The 19,764-nt window shown below is 72.4% G+C and carries 16 protein-coding genes; 7 read left to right on the forward strand and 9 right to left on the reverse strand.

Features of this window, described 5'->3' with window-relative positions:
- Positions 1–5: 5 nt before the first annotated feature.
- Positions 6–800 carry a GNAT family N-acetyltransferase gene (locus GSY65_RS01295; RefSeq protein ID WP_159765475.1) on the reverse strand — a complete coding sequence of 265 codons (795 nt, stop codon included), beginning with the start codon at positions 798–800 and terminating at the stop codon, positions 6–8.
- 132 nt (positions 801–932) lie between these two features.
- Here GSY65_RS01295 and GSY65_RS01300 point away from each other — a divergent pair, with 132 nt between their 5' ends.
- Positions 933–1,430 (forward strand): nucleoside deaminase, encoded by a 498-nt coding sequence (locus GSY65_RS01300; protein ID WP_159765477.1) that lies wholly within the window; start codon positions 933–935, stop codon positions 1,428–1,430.
- A 229-nt stretch (positions 1,431–1,659) separates the two neighbouring features.
- Here the strand turns inward: GSY65_RS01300 and GSY65_RS01305 are convergent, their stop codons facing one another.
- The gene (locus GSY65_RS01305; RefSeq protein ID WP_159765479.1) at positions 1,660–2,508 is read right to left on the reverse strand and encodes a GNAT family N-acetyltransferase; all 849 of its coding nucleotides are present in this window, start codon (positions 2,506–2,508) and stop codon (positions 1,660–1,662) included.
- Between the two features lie 305 nt (positions 2,509–2,813).
- Here GSY65_RS01305 and GSY65_RS01310 point away from each other — a divergent pair, with 305 nt between their 5' ends.
- The 3 genes from GSY65_RS01310 to GSY65_RS01320 all read left to right on the forward strand — a co-directional run bounded on the left by GSY65_RS01310 (position 2,814) and on the right by GSY65_RS01320 (position 6,361).
- Entirely contained in the window at positions 2,814–4,394 is a 1,581-nt protein-coding gene (locus GSY65_RS01310; RefSeq protein ID WP_159765481.1) for an alpha/beta hydrolase, read from the forward strand.
- 125 nt (positions 4,395–4,519) lie between these two features.
- The gene (locus tag GSY65_RS01315) at positions 4,520–5,050 is read left to right on the forward strand and encodes a DUF4232 domain-containing protein (protein ID WP_159765483.1); all 531 of its coding nucleotides are present in this window, start codon (positions 4,520–4,522) and stop codon (positions 5,048–5,050) included.
- A 210-nt stretch (positions 5,051–5,260) separates the two neighbouring features.
- Positions 5,261–6,361, forward strand: a complete 1,101-nt coding sequence (locus tag GSY65_RS01320; protein WP_159765485.1) for a baeRF3 domain-containing protein — start codon at positions 5,261–5,263, stop codon at positions 6,359–6,361.
- Positions 6,362–6,457: 96 nt separating this feature from the next.
- Here GSY65_RS01320 and GSY65_RS01325 read toward each other — a convergent pair whose 3' ends face one another.
- On the reverse strand, positions 6,458–6,871 hold the full coding sequence (locus GSY65_RS01325; RefSeq protein ID WP_159765487.1) for an SsgA family sporulation/cell division regulator: 414 nt from the start codon (positions 6,869–6,871) through the stop codon (positions 6,458–6,460).
- A gap of 472 nt (positions 6,872–7,343) precedes the next feature.
- Here GSY65_RS01325 and GSY65_RS01330 point away from each other — a divergent pair, with 472 nt between their 5' ends.
- A complete protein-coding gene (locus GSY65_RS01330; RefSeq protein ID WP_159765489.1) occupies positions 7,344–8,771 on the forward strand; it encodes a PP2C family protein-serine/threonine phosphatase in 1,428 nt (475 codons plus the stop codon).
- A gap of 39 nt (positions 8,772–8,810) precedes the next feature.
- Here the strand turns inward: GSY65_RS01330 and GSY65_RS01335 are convergent, their stop codons facing one another.
- Positions 8,811–10,307 (reverse strand): DNA-binding protein NsdB, encoded by a 1,497-nt coding sequence (locus GSY65_RS01335; protein ID WP_159765491.1) that lies wholly within the window; start codon positions 10,305–10,307, stop codon positions 8,811–8,813.
- A gap of 234 nt (positions 10,308–10,541) precedes the next feature.
- Between GSY65_RS01335 and GSY65_RS01340 the strand changes: the two genes are divergently transcribed.
- Both GSY65_RS01340 and GSY65_RS01345 read left to right on the forward strand, forming a co-directional pair.
- Positions 10,542–11,684, forward strand: a complete 1,143-nt coding sequence (locus GSY65_RS01340) for an aminoglycoside phosphotransferase family protein (protein ID WP_159765493.1) — start codon at positions 10,542–10,544, stop codon at positions 11,682–11,684.
- Positions 11,685–11,960: 276 nt separating this feature from the next.
- Positions 11,961–13,934: an N-acetylmuramoyl-L-alanine amidase gene (locus tag GSY65_RS01345; protein ID WP_159765495.1), complete on the forward strand. Its 1,974-nt coding sequence runs from the start codon at positions 11,961–11,963 to the stop codon at positions 13,932–13,934.
- Positions 13,935–14,024: 90 nt separating this feature from the next.
- Here GSY65_RS01345 and GSY65_RS01350 read toward each other — a convergent pair whose 3' ends face one another.
- From GSY65_RS01350 to GSY65_RS01370, 5 genes are all read right to left on the reverse strand, one after another.
- Positions 14,025–16,427 carry a glycoside hydrolase family 95 protein gene (locus tag GSY65_RS01350; protein WP_236579649.1) on the reverse strand — a complete coding sequence of 801 codons (2,403 nt, stop codon included), beginning with the start codon at positions 16,425–16,427 and terminating at the stop codon, positions 14,025–14,027.
- A 94-nt stretch (positions 16,428–16,521) separates the two neighbouring features.
- Positions 16,522–17,019 (reverse strand): hypothetical protein, encoded by a 498-nt coding sequence (locus GSY65_RS01355; protein ID WP_159765497.1) that lies wholly within the window; start codon positions 17,017–17,019, stop codon positions 16,522–16,524.
- 77 nt (positions 17,020–17,096) lie between these two features.
- The gene (locus GSY65_RS01360) at positions 17,097–17,702 is read right to left on the reverse strand and encodes a CGNR zinc finger domain-containing protein (protein ID WP_159765499.1); all 606 of its coding nucleotides are present in this window, start codon (positions 17,700–17,702) and stop codon (positions 17,097–17,099) included.
- Between the two features lie 79 nt (positions 17,703–17,781).
- A complete protein-coding gene (locus GSY65_RS01365) occupies positions 17,782–19,245 on the reverse strand; it encodes a hypothetical protein (RefSeq protein WP_236579650.1) in 1,464 nt (487 codons plus the stop codon).
- Between the two features lie 38 nt (positions 19,246–19,283).
- Entirely contained in the window at positions 19,284–19,754 is a 471-nt protein-coding gene (locus GSY65_RS01370) for a GtrA family protein (protein ID WP_159765501.1), read from the reverse strand.
- Positions 19,755–19,764 lie beyond the last annotated feature (10 nt).

The following is a 19,764-nucleotide window of genomic DNA, read 5'->3' on the forward strand; positions in this document are numbered from 1 at the left end:
CCGGGTCACGCCGTCGCGGCCCCGCCCACGGCGTACTCGTACGGCGTCGTCGTCGTGAGCGGCTCGAAGCCGAGGCGGGCCAGGATCGGGCGGCTGCGGGCGAGGGCGTCGACCTGGACGTAGCGGTAGCCGCGGTCGGCCGCGACCCTGGCCCGATGGGCGACCAGGGCCCGGTAGACGCCCCTGCCACGCCATTCCTCGACGGTGCCGCCGCCCCACAGACCGGCGAAACGGGTGCCCGGCAGCAGCTCCATGCGGGCGGCGCTCACCGGCTCGTCACCGGCGAGGGCGACGACGGCCACCACCGTGTCGGTGTCCCCGCCGAGCTGGGCGAGAAGCTGGTGCCGCATCCGGGAGCTGTCCGTGCCGAACGCCTTCTCGTGGACGTCGGCCACCATCGCCACCCCCTCGGCGTCGGTGACGGGCAGGATGCGGACGCCGTCGGGCGGGTCGACGTCGAGGGTGAGGTCGGCGACCTCGGCGACCATCAGCGTCTCTTCCGGAGCGGCGGTGAATCCGGCAGCGCGGAGTCTTCGCCCCAGGTCCACGGGCAGGTCGTGTCCGTACAGCTTCCACTCGAAGTCGCGGCCGAGGTCGGAGAAGTAGCGGATCTGCTCGGCGATGGCCGCGTCGGCGTCGGCCTCGTCCAGATCGGACCAGACGACTCCGCTCCAGCCGATGTCGGAGCCGACCTGACGCACCACTCCGCCCACGCGCTCGATCCGGGCTCCGGGGCCGTCGGGGCGGGCGCCCTCCCGCATGTCCCGGTCGAACAGTGCCAGCACAGCAGCGTGATCCATACGGTCACTCCATCATCACTCGTTCGCCCTGGCAACGGGTTTCGCCCGCGGAAAGGGGTGTGATTCGGACACCCGGCGTAGGGTGCACCCGCGGACGGCATCCCGACGATCCCGAGGAGTGCGCGCTCGACCATGACGAACCCATCCGAACTGGCGTACCTGCGGCGGTGTGTGGAGCTCGCGACCGAGGCACTGGAGGCCGGTGACGAGCCGTTCGGCTCGGTGCTCGTCGGCGCCGACGGGACGGTGCTGGCGGAGGACCACAACCGGGTGGCCGGCGGCGATCGCACCCGTCACCCGGAGTTCGAACTGGCCCGCTGGTCCGCCGCCCGACTCACCCCGCAGGAGCGGGCCGCGGCGACCGTCTACACCTCCGGGGAGCACTGCCCGATGTGCGCGGCCGCCCATGCCTGGGTGGGCCTCGGTCGCATCGTGTACATCGCCTCCTGTGAGCAACTCGCCGACTGGCTGGGCGCGTGGGGGGTGCCCCCGCCGCCCGTGCGGACCCTTCCCGTACGGGACGTCGCGCCGGGTGTGGTCGTCGAGGGCCCGGTACCGGAGCTGGTGGAGGAGGTACGCGCCCTGCACCGCAGGTTCCACACGGAAGCCGCGGGCGGCGCCGACGACTGAGACGGCCGGGACGGGGCAGGCGGTCCGGGTCCGTCGCCGCCGACCGGGGAACCTGCCGCGATGCCTGAGGACGTGGCGCGGCACTCCCGTCCCGCCGCCGCTGGAAGTCCGATGAAGATCTTGGGTCTAGTGCCGCGACGGGCAGCGCTTGCCCCGTCGCGACGCCCGGCACGCCGAGAGCACGCACCGGACGCCGCTCCTCGACGGGCAAACGTTGCCTGCCGCGGCACTAGCCCAGCTCCAGAGTCGTGACGCCGAAGACGCGGTCGCGGGCGTACGGCCGGACCGGACCCGTGTACATGCGGGCCGTCTCGAAGGACGGCGTCAGCCCGTACTCCTCGGCCAGGGCGACCGCCGCGGTGTTCTCCTCGGGAACGTCGACGGCGAGCACCCGGCCGGCGGCCTCGGCGGCCAGGCCCGCGAGGAGTGCGCGGGCGTCCGCGGGGGTGTCGGCGAAGAGGGGTCCGACGCGCAGCGCGTCCCGGCCGGGACGGATGACGCCGTAGCCGGTGAGCCGTCCGTCGACGACCCGGGCCAGGGCCCGGTGCCCCTCGGTGGTCAGCCACCGTTCCAGGAAGCGGGGGCGGTCGGCGGCGCAGCAGGCGCTGTCGTAGGCGGCGACGGTCCGCGGGGCCTCGACGGGCCGGACGCCGGCGGGGACCTCCGCGCGGGGGGCCGTTCCCGTGTAGCGGAAGGTGCGGTAGGCGAACTCGAAACCGGACTGCCGGTAGTTGTGCTGCTGCGCGACCACCCCGTCGAGTCCGACGGTGCGGTCCCCGGCATGGGCGAGGGCGGTCTTCCAGGTGGTGAGGCCGTAGCCGCGGCCGCGCAGGTCGGGGCGGACGAGGTAGAAGCCGAGGAAGGCGTAGTCGGCACCGTAGTTGACGACGGAGACGGAGGAGACCGGCTCCGGGCCGATCCTGCCGATGAAGAAGCCGTCGGGGTCCTGGGCGAAGAAGCACGGGGCGTCCGAGAGCCCCGGGTTCCAGCCCTCCTCCCCCGCCCATGCGGCGACCACCGCCCAGTCGTCGAGCGTGGCCCGGCTGACGACGAGGTCCTGAGCACCCGAAGTGGTCATCTGTGCGCTCCGTTCGATGAGGCCGCGCGTGCGGGGGTCTGCCGCACGCCCGCAGCATCCTGGCCGCGTCCGGTGGCCGGCGCGACGCGGAATACGGACGGGACCGGTCGGCCGCCGGGGCTTCACGGCGTCCGGATCCACTCGGACGGGTGAGAGGTGTCCGACCGTTACGGGTCGGACTCGTGGCGCACGATACGGCAGGTCCGGGCGGGTCGCCCGCCGGGAGGCGTGGCCGCGGGGGCCCGCCTATCGTGATCCGGGGGTCGTTCCCGGTCGCCCCTGGCCGGGTGCCCCTGGAGGCACGCATGCGGTCCACGCGCAGACGGCGTCCGTTCAGCGGAGCCGCGGTCCTGGTGCTGGCGCTGCTGGGCGCCGGGTTGCCGGCCGCGGCGGCGGGCGCCGACGAGCAGGGCGACGAGCAGCCCGGTCTGTCCCGCTTCTACGAACAGAAGATCAAGTGGCGCCGGTGCACGGGCGTGGGGATGCCCGACGATCTGCGCTGCGGCAAGGTCACCGTGCCACTCGACTACGCGCGGCCCGGGAAGGGGACGCTCGACCTGGCGATGGCCCGCTACCGGGCGACGGGCGACTCACGCGGCAGCCTGCTGCTGAACTTCGGTGGTCCCGGCGGCCCGGGCGTCCCCGAACTGGCCTACGGCGGAGCGGAGTTCATGGCCCTCACCAAGGGGTACGACGTCGTCTCGTTCGATCCGCGCGGCGTCGGCCGCTCCTCCCCCGTGAGCTGCGGCGAGGGCACCGACGAAGCGCTGGAGGCGACGGACGACGGCGGCGACGCGAACGACCCCCGGGTCGCCCTCCGGCAGCTGAGGAAGGCCGCGGCGGCCTGCGCCAGGCACTCCGGTCCGGTACTGCCGCACATCGGCACGGTCGACGCCGCCCGCGACCTGGACGTGATGCGCGCCGCCCTCGGCGACAAGAAGCTCAACTACTTGGGCTTCTCCTACGGGACCAGGCTCGGCGCGGTGTACGCGGCGCAGTTCCCGAAGCGGGTGGGCCGCATGGTGCTCGACGGCGTCGACACCCTCACCGAGCCGCTGGCGGAACAGGGCCTGGTCGGCGCGCAGGGCCAGCAGACCGCGCTGGAGGACTACCTCGACGCGTGCACCGAGCAACTGACCTGTCCGTTCGGGCAGGACGCGCGGTCGGCCCGCGAACAGGTCGTCGACCTCGTCGAGTCGCTGGACGCGTATCCCGTCCCGACGGACTTCGGGCAGGAGTTCTCCGGGCAGGACCTGGTGGGCGCCCTCAGCCAGGCCCTCTACAGCGAGCAGATGTGGCCCGCGCTGACGCAGGCCCTCACCATGCTCGTCCACGACGGCGACACACGGGGTGTCGTGGCACTCGCGGGCGGCGGCATGAGCAGACCGCCGCGGTCTCCCACACCGAGTCCGGGCGGCGGACTCGTCGACGAGGAGGACGTGCCGCTGGACAACGTCCCCGCCGCGCTGATGGCGATCAACTGCGCCGATGACCCCGACCGGCCGACCGCCGACCGGATCACGCAGGAGATCGCGGACCTGCGTGACGCGTACGAGGACGCCTCCCCGGTGTTCGGCACGTACCGGCTCACGCAGGTGCTGATGTGCTACGGCCGCCCGAAGGGCACCGACTTCATCCGCGAGGAGGTGCGGGACGTGGACACCCCGAAGATGCTGCTGGTGGGCACCCGGGGCGACCCGGCGACGCCGTACCGCTGGACCGTGGAGACGGCGAAGCGCCTCGGCTCCTCGGCGGTCGTCCTCGACAACAAGGGCACGGGGCACACCGGGTACGCGTCGTCGAGGTGCGTGCGCGACACGGTCGACGAGTTCCTGCTGTACGGCTCGCTGCCCGACGACGGAAGTTCCTGCGGAGCCGACGACTGAGCATCAGGCGTGTAACACGGGCGGGTCGGCCACAACCCCGCCCGCGCCTCGCGCGTCACACTGGGTGTGCGTCGCATTTCACGCGACCCGCGCCCGTATGTGACCGAACCCGGGGGAATACACCGATGCGTATCCGTTCCGTCCTCACCGTCTCGACCGTCGCGACCGCCGGCGCCGCACTGCTCCTCGCGGCCGCGCCGCAGGGTCTGGCCGCCCAGCCGGCCGCCAAGGTCCCCGTCTGCAAGGCGAAGGTCCTCAAGATCGGCGCCAAGCAGGCGAAGGACACGAGGATCGTGCACATCACCGTCAAGAACACCGGCACCCTCGCGTGCACGATCGACCGGCTCCCGGTGGTCACGTTCGGCGACCTGGACGGATCGGCGCAGCCGGTGCCGTCGGGCGAGAGCGGCCCGTACAAGCTCGGCGCCGGGAAGACGGCGTACGCCACGGTCCGGACGATCGCCGACCTCAAGGACCCCGAGGCGCGCCGCGTCGACTCGATCGGCGTGTCGGCCAACCCGAACCTCAACGGCCGTTCGTTCACGCTGAAGCAGTTGGGTGCGAGCAAGAAGGTGAAGGTCTGGGAGCCGGTGACGACCTGGTGGAAGGCGTCCCAGGCGGCCGCGGACAAGTCGCTGAAGAAGCAGGTCGGCTGACGCCTGCGGCGGGCGTCCGCCGCCGCTGGACGACCGAGTCGGGCCCGTCGGGCGCGCACCCTCACCGGTGCGCGGCGGCGGGCCCGCCCCGTGCCCTCTCCGCCGGCCCACACCTCCCCCACCGGCGAGCGGTCCGGCCTCCGACCCACGGGGACAGGCGAGCCGAATACCCCAAATGCCCGATACGCGAATCAGTCCTATCGTGAAGTCATGGAGCCTGTCCTCAGCCCCGCGACCCTCACCGAGCTGCGCCGTCCGCGGCCCTACCCCGCCGTGTCGGTACTGACGCCGACACACCGGCGGGAGCCGGAGAACGCACAGGATCCGGTCCGGCTGCGCAACGTGCTCGCCGAGGCGAAGAAGCGACTGGAGCACGACCCCGCGGTCACCCGTGAGCGACGCAGTGACGTCGCCGATCAGCTGGACCGCGCACTGGCCGAGGTGGACCTGACGCACGCCGAGGAAGGTCTGGTGATCTTCGCGGCGCCGGGCGAGCACCAGGTGTGGTCACTGGCCCGGACGGTACCGGAGCGCGTGGTGCTCGCGGACACCTTCCTGACCCGGAACCTGGTGGCCGCGCAGGCCGCCGAACGTCCCTTCTGGGTGCTGTCGGTCTCCTCCGACCGGGTCGCCCTGTGGAGCGGCGGCGACGACCGGGTCACGTCCGCGCGCGTCGAGGGGTTCCCGCTCACCCGGGACCGCGACAACTTCGACGCGGAGCGGCAGCAGCGGATCGGCGACATGCCGAGCGCCTTCCGGGACGAGGACACCCGGCACTTCCTGCGGGACGCCGACACGGCGATGAGCCGGGTACTGCGTACCCATCCGCGACCCCTGTACGTGACGGGCGAGACCGCGGCGCTGTCCCTCCTGGACGAGATCGGCACCGTCACCAAGGACGCCACCCCCCTCCCGCACGGCGGTCTGGCGCACGGCACCCCGGAGGCGGTGTGGCAGGCGATCGGCCCGATGATCGAGGCCGAGAACCGCCGGAACGTCGACACCGTGGCCCGCCGGCTGGAGGCGGCACGGGGGAGCAGGACGTTCGCGGCGGGCGTCGACGAGGTCCGGCAGAACGCGGAGCAGGGCCGCGTCCAGCTCCTGGCCGTCGAGGAGAACTACCGGGCGACCGTACGCGCCGACGACGGCGGGGTCCACCTCGTACCGGCGGAGAGCGGCGAGCTGGACGCCCTGGACGACATCGTGGACGAGATCGTCGAACGCTGCCTCGACACCGGGGCCGAGGTTCGGTTCGTCCCCGACGGCACCCTCGGCGACGCACAGGGCATCGCGGGCGTCCTGCGCTACTGAACCCGCGGTCCCGCCGTCCGTCGCCACCGGGCCCGCCGACGTCCGCCACCGCGCAGGCGGTCCCGGTCCCGCCCCTGGGCACGCCGCGCGCGCCGGTCAGACACCGTCGAACAGGGCCGTCAGGCCCCGGTCGACGGCCCGTCCGACCTGCTCGCTGCCGGAGCCGACGACGGCGAAGGAGCGCACCAGGAAACGCCGCAGAGCGGCGGTGTCGAACCGGAGCAGGGCCATGCCGTGCGGCGAGTGCAGCTCCACGACCGTGCGGCCGCGCCCGCAGGGCCAGATGTGCACGTCCCCGGTCCCGGCGGGCCCCCGCAGTCCCTCGTCGAGCAGCTCACGGGCGAAGGTCCAGGTCACCGTGGAGCCGCTCAGCGAGATGTCCGCGGGGAAGTCGAGATGCACGGCCAACGGGTCGTCGGAGGTGTAGCGCAGCGTGGTGGGCACCGGCAGCTCGCGGTCCTCGGCCGTGACGAGGAGGACTCGTGCGGGCTGTTCCAGTGTGACGGTCATGCGCGCTCTCCGTTTCGGATCCGGGTCGGCCCTGCGCCGACATGCCTCATCGGCCTCGCGAAGGGCATTCGCGCGCCACGCCTTCCTGGATTCACCGCTGTGACCCAAGTCACCCGTTTCCCCCAAACCCGAGTCCCGCATCACCCCGGCGCTCGCCGGTTCTCCTCGGATGTACCGACCGCGCGACACACGATCAAAGCGGCTCGCACTAATGACCCTCGAACACGACCTTGAGAACGGCCCGAAGCGGACCCGACAATCCATCAAGTCACGTACGCCGCCTACGACTTGTCGCCTCGGAGCGCGGAGCCGGGCACCGCGACGGATCCGGCCCGCAAGGACAGAGGCATATGCCGGAAGCACCACCGGATCGTGTCTTGCCAAATCCCTTACAGCGCGTCGCGCGCTGTGCGACAGTCGTAACCGGCCCATCCGTCAGCGTTGGTCGTACCATCCCCCCTCGGAGTACGTGATGCCGTCCCCTCTCTCTGCGGATCGACCCGCCGCCCAGCCGCCGCGACGCGGCACGGTCGACGCGCTCATCTCGCAGACGCGTCGGCTGCGCGGCGACGTGGACGCCGTACGGCGGGGCACCTCAGCCGACGGGGCGGACACCGAGGGCAGGTGGCAGCGCGCCCTGTGCGAACTGACGCTCCATCAACTCAGCGACGTGGACGACCACCTGGCGCAGCTGCGGGACGGCCTCGACGCCCCCGCGGGGGACGCGGACGAGTCCGGCGCTCCCGCCGGACCGGTCGCCGCCCGCCCTGGCGTCTCGCTGCTCAGCCGGGTCGGCAGCGCCGAGTGGAACCTGCTCACGGACGAGGCGAGCTGGTCCGGGGAGTTGTACGCGATCCTCGGGCGCGATCCGGCCGCCCCGGCACTCACGCTCGACGAACTGCCGTCGCTGGTGCTGGAGGAGGACCGGCCACAGCTGACGGCGATGGTGACGGACTGCCTGATCGACGCCAGGCGCATCGACGGCGAGTTCCGCATCCCCCTCCCCGACGACATGGTGCGCACCGTGCACATGATGGGCGAGCCCGTCCTCGACGACGACGGAAACACCGCCTCCATGTGGGCGGTGCTGCGGGACGTCAGCGAACTGCGGCGCAGCCAGCGGGCGGTGAGCGAGACCCGTGACTCGCTCGAACGCCGCCGGCACATCGCGCGGGCCGAGCACCGGATCGCGGTCGAGCTCCAGGAGGCGGTGCTGCCGCCGTGGCGGGGCGCCCTGCGGCTCCCGCAGCGGGGCCCCCAGACCCTGGACGTGGCGGCCCGCTACCTCCCCTGCTCGACGACCGAGCTCATCGGCGGCGACTGGTACGACGCACTCGAACTTCCCGGCGGCGAGAGCCTGCTGAGTGTCGGTGACCTCACCGGCCACGGCGTGACCGTCACCTCGGGCATGGCGACCCTGATCGGCGCGGTCCGCGGGCTGGCCATGGCCGGCACCGAGCCGGGGCAGCTGATGGCCTGCCTCAACCAGTTACTCGACGCCACCGGGCAACCGGCTCTCGGCAGCGCCGTGTGCTGCCGCTACCGGCCCGCGACCCGCACCCTGGTGTGGGCGCAGGCGGGGCACCCCGCCCCGCTGCTGTTCCGCGACGGGACGGGGCGCGTGCTGCCGACACCGGACGGCGTCCTGCTGGGAGCGACCTCGGGCGCCGTCTACGGGCAGGACGAGGTGACGCTCCGACCGGGTGATGTCCTGCTGCTGCACACCGATGGGCTGGTGCCCCGGGGTGACACGGCCGCCGTCCAGCGGCTACTGGACCTGGCCCCGCGGTTCGCCGAGGCGGAGACCTCCCGTGACGGCGTGCGGGCGGTGGTGGAGGAGTTCGGCGAGGGTGAGCGCGAGGACGACGCCTGCGTGCTCGTCGCCACGGTCCTCGCCTGACGCCGGGATCGGCCGCGCACCGGCACCACCGGCCGGCGGTCACGCCGACGCGATGTCGCCCTTGTTCTTCGACTGCGGCTTCGGCAGGGCGAGCTTGATCTCCTCCCGAAGGTCCTGGATCTTCGGATAGCTGGAGTACTGCCCGGTGAGCCGGTACATCTGCCGCAGCCGGTCCCAGGTGCGTCCCGACGAGTTGGACCCCATCGACATCAGGGCCAGCCGGGCGTACCGGTTCGCCTGCTCGGGGTCGTCCGCGATGAAGCAGGCGGACGCCATGGAGAGATGGTCGAAGATCTTCGACCGCTCCCGTCCGTCGTTGCGCAGGGCCAGGGCCTTCTCCGCGTAGTGCTGGGCGTGCACGGCCGCGCCGGGCTCGAACTCGGCGAGGGTGCGGTAGGCGAGTGCCTGCATGCCGTACAGATCCTCGTCCTTGAAGGTCTGCATCCAGCTCGGCGGCGCCGTGTCGCCCTTGTCGGAGACGAAGAGGTCCTCCGCCAGCCCCAGGGTGCGGCGCATGGCCTGGCCCTTGCCCATGGACGCCTGCGCCCACGCCTCGATGGTGTGGAACATGGCCTTGGTGCGGGGCAGTAGCCGCTCGCCGGAGCCGGACTGGGCGAGCTTCATGAGGTCGAGTGCCTCGTCGGGCTTTCCGAGGTGCACCAGCTGCCGGGCCGCCCGCGAGAGCGCCTCGCCGGCGCGGGGCCGGTCGCCGCCCTCCCTGGCGGCGTGGGCGGCGATGATGAAGTACTTCTGGGCGGTGGGTTCGAGGCCGACGTCGTGGGACATCCAGCCCGCGAGGACGGCGAGGTTGGCGGCGACGCCCCACAGGCGGCGCTGGAGATGTTCGGGGTGGCGGTAGGTGAGCATGCCGCCCACCTCGTTGAGCTGTCCCACGACAGCCTTGCGTTGCAGCCCGCCGCCACGGGCCGCGTCCCAGGCCCGGAACACCTCGACGGAGCGCTCCAGTTCCTCGATCTCCTGTGATCCGATGGGGGCGGCCTCATAGCGGTCGAACCCAGCGGGGTCGGCGTGCAGGGGGTCGTCGAGATCGGGAGCGTCGGCCTTGAGCGTCGGGTCGGTGTGCAGCCAGTCGTGCATGGCGCTGCTGAGTGCTGATCCCGCGGTGAGCGCGACGCCCGCACCCACCAAGCCGCGTCGGTTGAGCATGAGGTCCATTCCCGTGAATTCGGTGAGGACCGCGGCGGTCCGTTCGGGCGCCCACGGCACACCGTCGGGATGCTCCGCATTCCCGCCGCCCTGCCGTTTCCCCGTACGCCCGTGCCGGACCAGACCGAGGTCCTCGATGGTCACGACACGGCCGAGACGCTCGGTGAACAGTGCCGCCAGCACCCGTGGCACGGGATCGCGCGGGATCTCTCCCATGTCGATCCACCGCCGCACCCGTGAGGTGTCGGTCGCCAGCTGCGGGTGGCCCATGGCCGCCGCCTGCCGGTTGACCAGCCTCGCGAGTTCGCCCTTCGACCAGCCGGCCAGGCCGAACAGGTCTGAGAGACGGGTGTTGGGTTGTCCGCTCACGTCAAGCCCCCAGGTTCTCGGCTGAGTTGAATGTAGCCCGCTGTCAGTTGCTGGGGGACTATTCGCCAGGCTTCGCCAGGGTGCGCTAGATGGTGTGCCACGGGCCGTCCGGTGTCAGGTAGGAAAGCGCCACCCCGGCCCGGTCGCCCGACAGGCACTCCCCAGGGTGTCCCCGGTCGGCCGGGGCGGGGTGGCGCGTGACAACGCAGGCACACGAAGGGATCTGTACCGCCCATGTACGCAGCATCGTCCTCCGTGTCCGCTCCGCCCCGGCCGCTCGCGCCCCGCCAGCCGGGCGGCGGCGGCCCCTACCTCGACCCCTCCCGTTCCGCGGCCCCCGGACTCGGTGCCGGCCGGGCCCGGCGGATTCCGGGGCTCGTCCCCCAACCGCTCAGCGGGAGAATCGACTTGTCCGGCCCCCAGGGCGCGCAGCTGCGCACGGCGATCGCCTCGGTGCATCGCATCTGCCCGGAGTTCTCTCCGGTCCAGGTGCTGCGCCGCAGCGGCCGCTCGGTGCTGCTCGTCGGTACGACAGGGCGCAGCACGGCCGTCGCCAAGTGTTTACTGGACCACTCGTCGATCTGGGAGGAGCGGATCCGGCACGAAATAGCGGCATACCGCTCGTTCGTCCGGCACCGCCCCCCGGTGCGGGTGCCGAGACTGATCGCGGCGGACCCGGACAACTGCACCCTGGTCGTGGAGCGGATGCCTGGCCGGGTGGCCGCGTTGCAGCGGCATCCGGTGGAGGCGCCGCCGCGCGCCGACATCCGGGCGGCGCTGGGCGCCATCTGCCGGCTGAACGCGTGGCGGCCACCGGCGGGCACGTTCGACGCTCCGCTGGACTACGCGGAGCGGATCTCCCGGTTCCACGAGCTGGGTCTGCTCACCGACCGGGACATGGGCGATCTGCAGAAGCTGCTGCACGGCATCGCGCACGCGTCGGGCCGTCAGGGCATGGGCCAGTTCTGCCACGGCGACGCCCTGCTGTCGAACATCCTGCTCTCACCGGCCGGTCCGGTGCTGGTGGACTGGGAGCACGCCGGGTGGTACCTGCCGGGCTACGACCTGGCGACACTGTGGGCGGTGCTCGGGGACGCTCCCGTGGCGCGGCGTCAGATCAGTCAGCTGGCGCAGTCCGCGGGCCCTGCCTCGCGGGACGCGTTCCTGGTGAACCTGATGCTCGTCCTGACCCGCGAGATCCGAACCTACGAAACGGCCGTGCAGCGTTCGATGCACGACACGACCCCGGCGGCACCGGGCCCGGCCCACCCGGCTGCTGCGCCGTCCGGCGAGGAACAGCGGCTGCTGCTCAGGCGGCTGCACGACGACTGCCAGCTGGCCCGCAAGGCCGTACGGGCGGCGGTCGGCACTCGCTGAGGGGAGACGAAGGCCCGCGGCGCGCTCCGCACACCGGCGCACCGCGGGCCTTCGCCGTGTCCGGGGACCCGCGGCGGAACCGCCCGCGGGGTACGTCGCGCCCCGGCTCGATGCGGGCGGGGCGACAGCGGTGGCGCCCGGCAGCTGCCGGAGCCCACGATCGGGTGACCGGGGCGTCGGCCGGGCATGATTGACGGATCGTCGGCCGACCGATAGCACTGGTGCACGCTCCGCACCGCACGCCCCGCCAACGCCCCACCGTTCCAGGAGGCCGCCTTGCGAGGATCCCCCACCGACCGCAGGCCCACCGTCCGTCGCAGACGCCTCCGCGGTACGGCGGTCGCCGCCGCCCCGGCGGTGCTGGTGCTGCCGCTGCTGGGCGCGGCCCCGCCCGAGACCCAGTCGTCCTCGTCGGCTCGGCTGCAGGGCGCCTTCGCGGCCGCGGCCGCAGAGTACGAGGTCCCCCGCAGTGTCCTGCTGGGCGTGTCCTATCTCCAGTCCCGCTGGGACGCGCACGGCGGTGCCCCCAGCGTCACCGGCGGCTACGGGCCCATGCACCTCACGGACGCGCGGACCGCGCTGGCCGAGGCCCCGCACCACAGCGAGGGCACGGAGGACCCGCGCGGCGACGACTCCCGTCCGCCGCTGCGCCCCGCGGCGGACCTGCCCGAGAACACGCAACTCCCGCCCCGGCTGCGGACCCTGCCCAGGGCGGCCGAGCTGACGGGGCTGCCCGCCGAGACACTGCGCACGGACGCCGAGGCCAATGTCGCCGGCGGCGCGGCACTGCTCGCGGCGGCGCAACGGGAACTGGGCCGCGAGCCGAGCACCGACCCCGCCGACTGGTACGGGGCGGTGGCACGGTTCTCCGGAGCCGACGACCGGGCCACGGCGGCTGCGTACGCGAACGAGGTCTTCGCCGTGATCCGGGACGGCGCCCACCGGGTCACCGACGCCGGTCAGCGGGTGACGCTCGCCGCGGAGCCGCGGCTGGCCCCCGACACCGGACAGTTGTCGCGGGCCGGGCTGCGCGCCGCCGCGGCGGACGGCACCGAATGCCCGAGGACGGTGTCGTGCGAGTGGATCCCGGCGCCGTACGAGGAGTTCGGCGACGAGGACTACGGCAACCACGACGTGGCCGACCGGCCGGCGTCCCAGCGCATCCGGTACATCGTCGTCCATGACACCGAGGCCACCTGGGACACCACGTTGCAGTTGGTCCAGGACCCGACGTACGTGTCCTGGCACTACTCGCTGCGCTCCACGGACGGGTACATCGCCCAGCACGTGAAGAACAAGGACGTGGCCTGGCACGCCGGGAACTGGTACGTCAACGCGGGGTCGATCGGTCTGGAGCACGAGGGCTTCCTCGCCTCGCCGGACGCCTGGTACACGGAGGCGATGTACCGGACGTCGGCACGGCTGGTGAAGTACCTGGCCGGCAAGTACCGGGTGCCGCTGGACCGCCGGCACATCCTCGGCCACGACACCGTGCCGGGCCCGACGACGGCGACGGTCCGGGGCATGCACACCGACCCCGGACCGTACTGGGACTGGCGGCACTACTTCGAGCTGCTCGGCAGGCCCTTCGGCCCGACGGCCGGCCGGCACGCCGGCCTCGTCACCATCCTGCCCGACTACGCGGACAACCGGCCCGAGTTCACCGGGTGTGTGAGCGGCGGGCAGAGTTGCGCCGTGCACGGCTCCAGCGCGGTACGCCTGTACAGCGAGCCCGACTCGGCCTCCCCCCTCATCAAGGACATCGGTCTGCGGCCGGACGGGAGCCCTTCCACGACCGACGTGAACGACGTCGGTTCACGGGTCTCCACCGGCCAGCAGTACGCCGTCGCCGAGCGGCGCGGCGCGTGGACGGCGATCTGGTACCTCGGGCAGGAGGCGTGGTTCCACAACCCCGCGGAGCAGCCCACGGCGGTCGGCGCGGCCGGGCTGGTCGTGACGCCCCGGAAGGATCTCGCGGAGGTCCCCGTGTACGGCAGGGCGTACCCGGAGAAGGAGGCCTACCCTGCGGACGTCCCGGCCCAGGCGGTGTCGCCGCTGCCGTACAAGGTCCTCCAGGGGCAGCGCTATGTGGTCGGTGACCGGCTGAAGGGCGAGTACTACTATGCCGTCTCCTTCGACCCGTCCGGGCACACGGTGGTGACCGGCGAGGATGTCTACTACGAGATCCAGTACGGGCACCGGGTGGCGTTCGTGCGGGCCGCGGACGTGCGGGTGCTGCCGGGGGTCTGAGGGGCGTCCCGGGCTTCGGGGGCGCGGGGAACTGCGCGAACACCCCCCACGCCCCCCGAAGCCGTCGAACAACCCGCCCCCGCCGTTCGGCTACCTGGACCAGACGTGGCGTCGGCCGGCGACCGCCCGAAAGGTCAGTTCCCCTCCCGGCAGCAGGGTGCTGCGGACGGTGAGGTCACGGGTGTGCCCGGCGGTGAGGGCGACACGGGTGGCGGTGCCCGAGGACCAGGCGATGTCGACGGTGGCGCCGCCGCGGGCGCGCAGCCCCCGGACGGAGCCCTCGGGCCAGGCGGCGGGGAGGGCCGGGAGGATCTCGATGACGTCGTGCTGGCTCTGCAGGAGCATCTCGACGACCCCGGAGGTGGCACCGAAGTTGCCGTCGATCTGGAACGGGGGGTGGGTGTCCCAGAGGTTCGGCAAGGTCGAGGACTTCAGCTGTTCGCCGAGCATCCGATGGGCGTGGTCACCGTCGCGGAGCCGTGCCCAGAAGTTGATCTTCCATGCCTTGGACCAGCCGGTGCCGCCGTCGCCGCGCGCCGTGAGGGACACCTTCGCCGCCTCGGCCCACGTGCTTCCGGGTTCGATCTGGCGACCGGGGTGCAGCGCGAACAGATGCGAGACGTGGCGGTGTTCGTCGTCCGGGTCGTCGAGGTCGGCCTTCCACTCCTGGAGCTGACCCCACGAGCCGATACGGAGCCCGGGGTCCAACCGCCGCAGGGTGTCCGCTAGTTGCTCGCGGAAGGCGGGGCTGTCGTCGAGGACGCGGGCGGCTTCCAGGGTGTTGGTGAACAGGTCGTGCACGATCTGCTGGGACATGGCCGCGCCCGCCGTGAAGTCACCGTGCTCCGGCGAGTAGCTGGGCGTGACGACGAGGGTGCCGTCGCGGGGGTCGGTGCGCAGGTTGTCCAGCCAGAACTCGGCGACCTCCTTCATCACCGGGTACGCGGTGGTGCGCAGGTACCGGGTGGAGCCGCCGAAGCGGTAGTGCTCGTACAGCTGCTGGGTGAGCCAGGCGGCGGCCTCGGGGAACCAGAAGGCGGTCGCCCAGTCGTGCACCCCGGTGAAGCCGTACGGGTTGGTCTCGTTGTGGACGACCCAGCCGCGTGAGCCGAACATCTCCTGTGCGGTGCGCCGGCCGGGCGCGCGCAGCGCCTCGACGAAGCGGTCGTAGGGGTCCGTCGTCTCGGCGAGGTTGGCGGCCTCGGCGGGCCAGTAGTTCATCTGGATGTTGATGTTGGTGTGGTAGTCCGCCGACCAGGGCGGGTTGGTGCTGTTGTTCCAGACGCCCTGGAGGTTCGCGGGGAGGGAGCCGGCGCGCGAGGAGGCGATGAGGAGGTAGCGGCCGTACTGGAAGTACAGCGCTTCGAGGGCGCGGTCGGCAGGGGTGGTGCCGCCGGAGTACGCCGCGAGCTGTTCGTTCGTGGGCGTGTCCGGTGCCTCGCCGCCGATGTCGAGCGCCACGCGGTCGAAGAGGGCGCCGTGGTCGCCGACATGGCGGGCGCGCAGCTTCCGGTACCCCCTGTGGAACGCCTGGTCGACGGTGCTGGTGACGGTGGCGTGCGGGTCGTCGCCGCGGTAGTGCGGGTAGGTGTCGGCGTAGTCGGTGCCCGCCGCGAGGACGAACCAGACGCTGTCGGCGTCGGTGACGGTGAGGGTGCCGTCCGGGTTCGCGGTGAGGGTGCCGCCCGTGTGGGCGACACGGATTTGCGCTTCGAACTTCAGCCCGTTGTCGGCGAGTTGCCCGCGCACGGTGATGCGGTCACCGGTGGCGGTCGCGGTGAAGTCGGAGCGGGGCGAGGTGTAACGCAGGGTGAGGGTGATGCCTCCGGTGAGGCTACCGACGAGGACGCCGTCCGGATGGGAGGTGAAGAACTCCCGTGTGTGGCGCCGCTGTCGGTGCGTGTACGTCACGGTCGCCACCGCTTCGCGCAGGTCGAGTGCGCGCCGGTAGTCGGCGGGGACGGTGTCGGGACCTCCGGGCAGGTCGAGACGTAGGTCGCCGAACGTCTGGTGGTGACCGTAGCCGACGCGCCGCTGGCCGAGGCGTGCGGTGACGGCGGCGGGGGCGACCTTCGTCTCGGCGTCGACGCGGTCCTGGACGGCGGCGATCGCGCCGGGGCGGGGCGCGGTCCAGTTGCCGTGGTCGTAGCCCTGGGCGGAGCCGGGGCCGCCGGTCCACAGGGTCTTCTCGTTGAACTGGAGCCGCTCGGACGCGAGCGTGCCGAAGACGGTGGCGCCGAGGGCGCCACCGCCGATGGGCAGGGCCTCGCGCTCCCAGTCGGCGGCGGGGGCGGTGTACCAGAGCGAGAGGGGTGTCCGGCGTGCTTCCCGCGGCTCGTGCGAGGGCTGTTGTCCCTCGGAGCTCGACTCGGACACATCGGAGGAATCATCGGCACTTGCGGACTGCCCCAAGGGTCCTGCGGCCAGGGTGATCGCACTCGCACCGGCCAAGGCGGTCTTCAGGGTCTCTCTACGCGAGATCTCAGGAGGCATGCCCCGGACCGTAATGGTCCGATCACTTGGTCAACAAGAGGCATGACAAAACCCGCGGACGACGCGTCCGCGGGTCGGTGGGGCCCGTCGGGGGTCAGCCCTGCTGGAACAGCTCCGCGGGGAGCGGTTTCAGGAGCGCGTACAGGTCGTCGGTGATGGGGCGGTCCCAGGCGGCGATGGTCACCAGGACGTTGTCGCTGCGGTCGAACTGGACGCAGGAGATCCGGGACTCGGAGAGCTTCAGGCGGCGGACGATCAGGAGGTTGTCGCCCTGCATCACCGGCATGTCCTCGGTGCCGACGACCGTGATGTCCTCCTCGTTCTCCAGCGCCAGCAGCAGCTGGGCCACCTCGAAGGGGACCTCCCCCTCGGCGACCTCGCGGGCCGGGGACCCCTCCGGAAGGTTGCCGATGATCATCGCGGGGCCGCGGCCGCCGTACAGGTCGTAGCGCAGGAAGACGCCCTGGCAGCTTCCGTCGGGTGCGGGCAGCAGGCCCGCGCCGAGATTGCCCGGCCAGTCGCCCGGGTCCATGGCCAGTACGTCGAATTCGGGCCCGGCAGGGGTGGCACTGCGGCGGCGGAGGAAGGACATGCCGCCATGGTACGTGTCCGAAGGTGGTCGGTGCCGGGTGGGCGAGACGATTCCCGGGGCGGCGGGGAAGGCGCCTGTCACCGGCCGGCGGACGCCCTGTGGCGCTCGTGGTGGCGGGCCACCCGGGCCCGGTTGCCGCAGGCCGGTTTGCACCACTCCTGGCGCGGGTGCTCCTTCAGGAAGTAGCGCACGCAGCGGGGTGCGTGGCAGGCCCGCAGCCGCTGCCGTTCGGGGCTCGCGAGGAAGGCGATGGCGGCCCGGGCCAGCGCCGCGGTGAGCGGGGCACCACCGGTCGTGGGCTCCTGTCGCAGGACGGGTTCGGCGCTCGCGGCCCAGGTCAGCACCGGGACGGTCGGGGCCTGGGCCGCGGCCCGGTTGAGGTGCTCCAGGGCTTCGGGGAGGGGCGGCAGCCGGGTGGCGTCGGCCGGGCTGGGCTCGGCGGGGCTGACGGCACGGGCGAACAGGGCGCGGACGGCGGCCCGGAGGTCGCGCACGGCGGCGAGGGCGGCCTCGTCGGCGGTCAGGCCGACGGTGCCCGGCAGGAGGTCGGCGTGGGCGCGGACCCAGGTGGCGAGTCCGGCGGGATCGGCCAGGTCGTCGGCGACTCCGCCGTCGCCGTCGTGGCGCACGGTGAGAGCGAGGTCGAGGGAGAGCCGCGCGTCCGCGCTGATCGAGTACTCCATGGCGTTAATGATAGGTGAGCCGGCATCCATTAGATCGGCCGGCGTCCGCTTCCTCCCGACCCCTCGTACGTGGGGGCGGTCAGACCTGGCCGTCCCCCGGCGTTCTCACCGGGTCCGGCGCTGCTCCTGGGATTCCGCCGCGTGCCGCGCCGTCACGGGCGTCGGCCGGTGTCAGGGCGGAGCCGGTTCGCTTTGCACCGGCAGCGGCGGGGGCGGCGGGGCGGCGGTCCAGCCAGAGCAGCAGCAGACCGAGCAGGCAGGCGAGCGCCGGCCAGTAGATGTAGCGGTAGTTCGTCGCCGGCATGGTGGGCAGATACCCGAGCACATAGGCCAGGGAGCTGACGCCCAGCGCCCGGACGGGCAGGGAGAACCGTCCCCTGCCGGGCCGGACGGTGAGGACGAGGGCGACCGCGAGCCAGAACCAGCCCCGGAAGAGCGGTCGGAGATCCCCGCCGACGCCTCTGACGTACGCGTCGAGGCTGTCCTCCAGCCGGGGGTGGGCCAGTTCGATGCCGAGGTCGTTGCCGAAGACCCCTGCCTGGTACGGGTAACCGGTCTCGAAGAGCAGGCCCGCGAAGAGCCGCAGCCGGTACTGGAGATAGCCGGGCACGTGGGAGCCCATCTCGCTCAGCCACAGGGCGGTGATCCCGTCCGCGTCCCTGGCCATCCCGTCCGCCCGGCGTTCGTAACACGCCCAGTAGGCGTCCGACAGGGCGCCGGTGTCACGGCACTTCTCCGCCGCCGCGACCAGACGCTTCCGGAGGTCCGGCGGGGCGTCCGCCGACCGCAGTTCCTCCACGGTCAGGACGTGGACGAGGTCGTCGAGCATGATCTGCGCGCCCTGTCGCGTCTCCACGGGATGGGCGATCCGCGAGATCGCGACGGCGGGCACCACGAGGGCGGTCACAAGCGCCGCCACGCCCAGGGCCCAGGTGCGGCGGCCGGGCCCGCGCCACAGCGCGAGCACCAGCAGGACGAACAGGGGGATCGCCGCGAGGAACACGTTCTTGCGGACGAGCATGGCGTAGGCGAGGAAGAGCACGCCCAGCCCGAGCAGACCCCAGCGCGTCGCGGGCGGCACGTCGCGGTCCCGCAGCCGCAGGCCCACGAACGCCACCGCGCACGCGGCGAGCAGCGCGGCGGCCGCGTGGACGTCCTTCCACACCACGCCGACGAACGTCAGCACGGGAGGTGTGAGTCCGATGCCGAGAACGGCGAGCGAACCGGCACGGCTCGCGGTCAGGTCCCAGACGCACCGGGCCACCACCCACAGCGCGCCCCAGAACACGACGGACTGGAGTACGGCCATGGACGCGGCCTTACCGGTGACGGCGATCAGCGCACGCCACACCAGGCTCAGCACGGGCGGGTGCCAGTCGGTGAGCGGCGTCCTGCCCATCGCCTGCCGGAGCTGCTCGATGCTGTCGGGACTCATGTACCCGGGGGCGAACACGACGGTCGTGCCCAGACAGCACGCCATGGCGGCAGCGGCCAACCCCCAGCCCCAGAGCTTTTCACCCTGAAACCACACATTTCGTCCCATGGGGCGGGATGCTAACAGCGGCGCCGGGACCGTACGGATCAGGGCGCGACGAAGACGTAGCGCCGGTAGGCGAAGAAGCGGAACAGGGTCGCGAGGACCCAGCCGAAGACGCGCGCGACGTTGTCGCTGAACACCGAGTCCAGGCCGAGCAGGTGCCGCGAGGCGTAGACCGTGCCCGCCGTCAGGGCGACGCCGACGAGGTTCGCCAGCAGGAAGAGGACCAACTCCTGGGTCAGCCTCTCGCGATGCCGGTGGCGGTAGGTCCAGTAACGGTTCCCCGCCCAGCTGAGCAGGGCGGCCGCGCCCGTGGCGACGACGGACGCCTGGACGGGAAACTCCCGCATCACCCCGCCCTCGGCACCACCGGGCAGCCCGAACACCAGCAGGTTGTAGCCGCCGTTGTCCACGACGAAGGCCAGCGCCCCGACCACCCCGAACTTGGTGACCTCGCGCCAGACACCCTTGACGGCGTCACGCGCACGCAGCGCCAAAGACGCGAGGACCGACACCCCGCGAGAG

Source organism: Streptomyces sp. HM190 (assembly GCF_009857135.1).
In the GTDB taxonomy this organism is placed as follows: domain Bacteria; phylum Actinomycetota; class Actinomycetes; order Streptomycetales; family Streptomycetaceae; genus Streptomyces; species Streptomyces heilongjiangensis.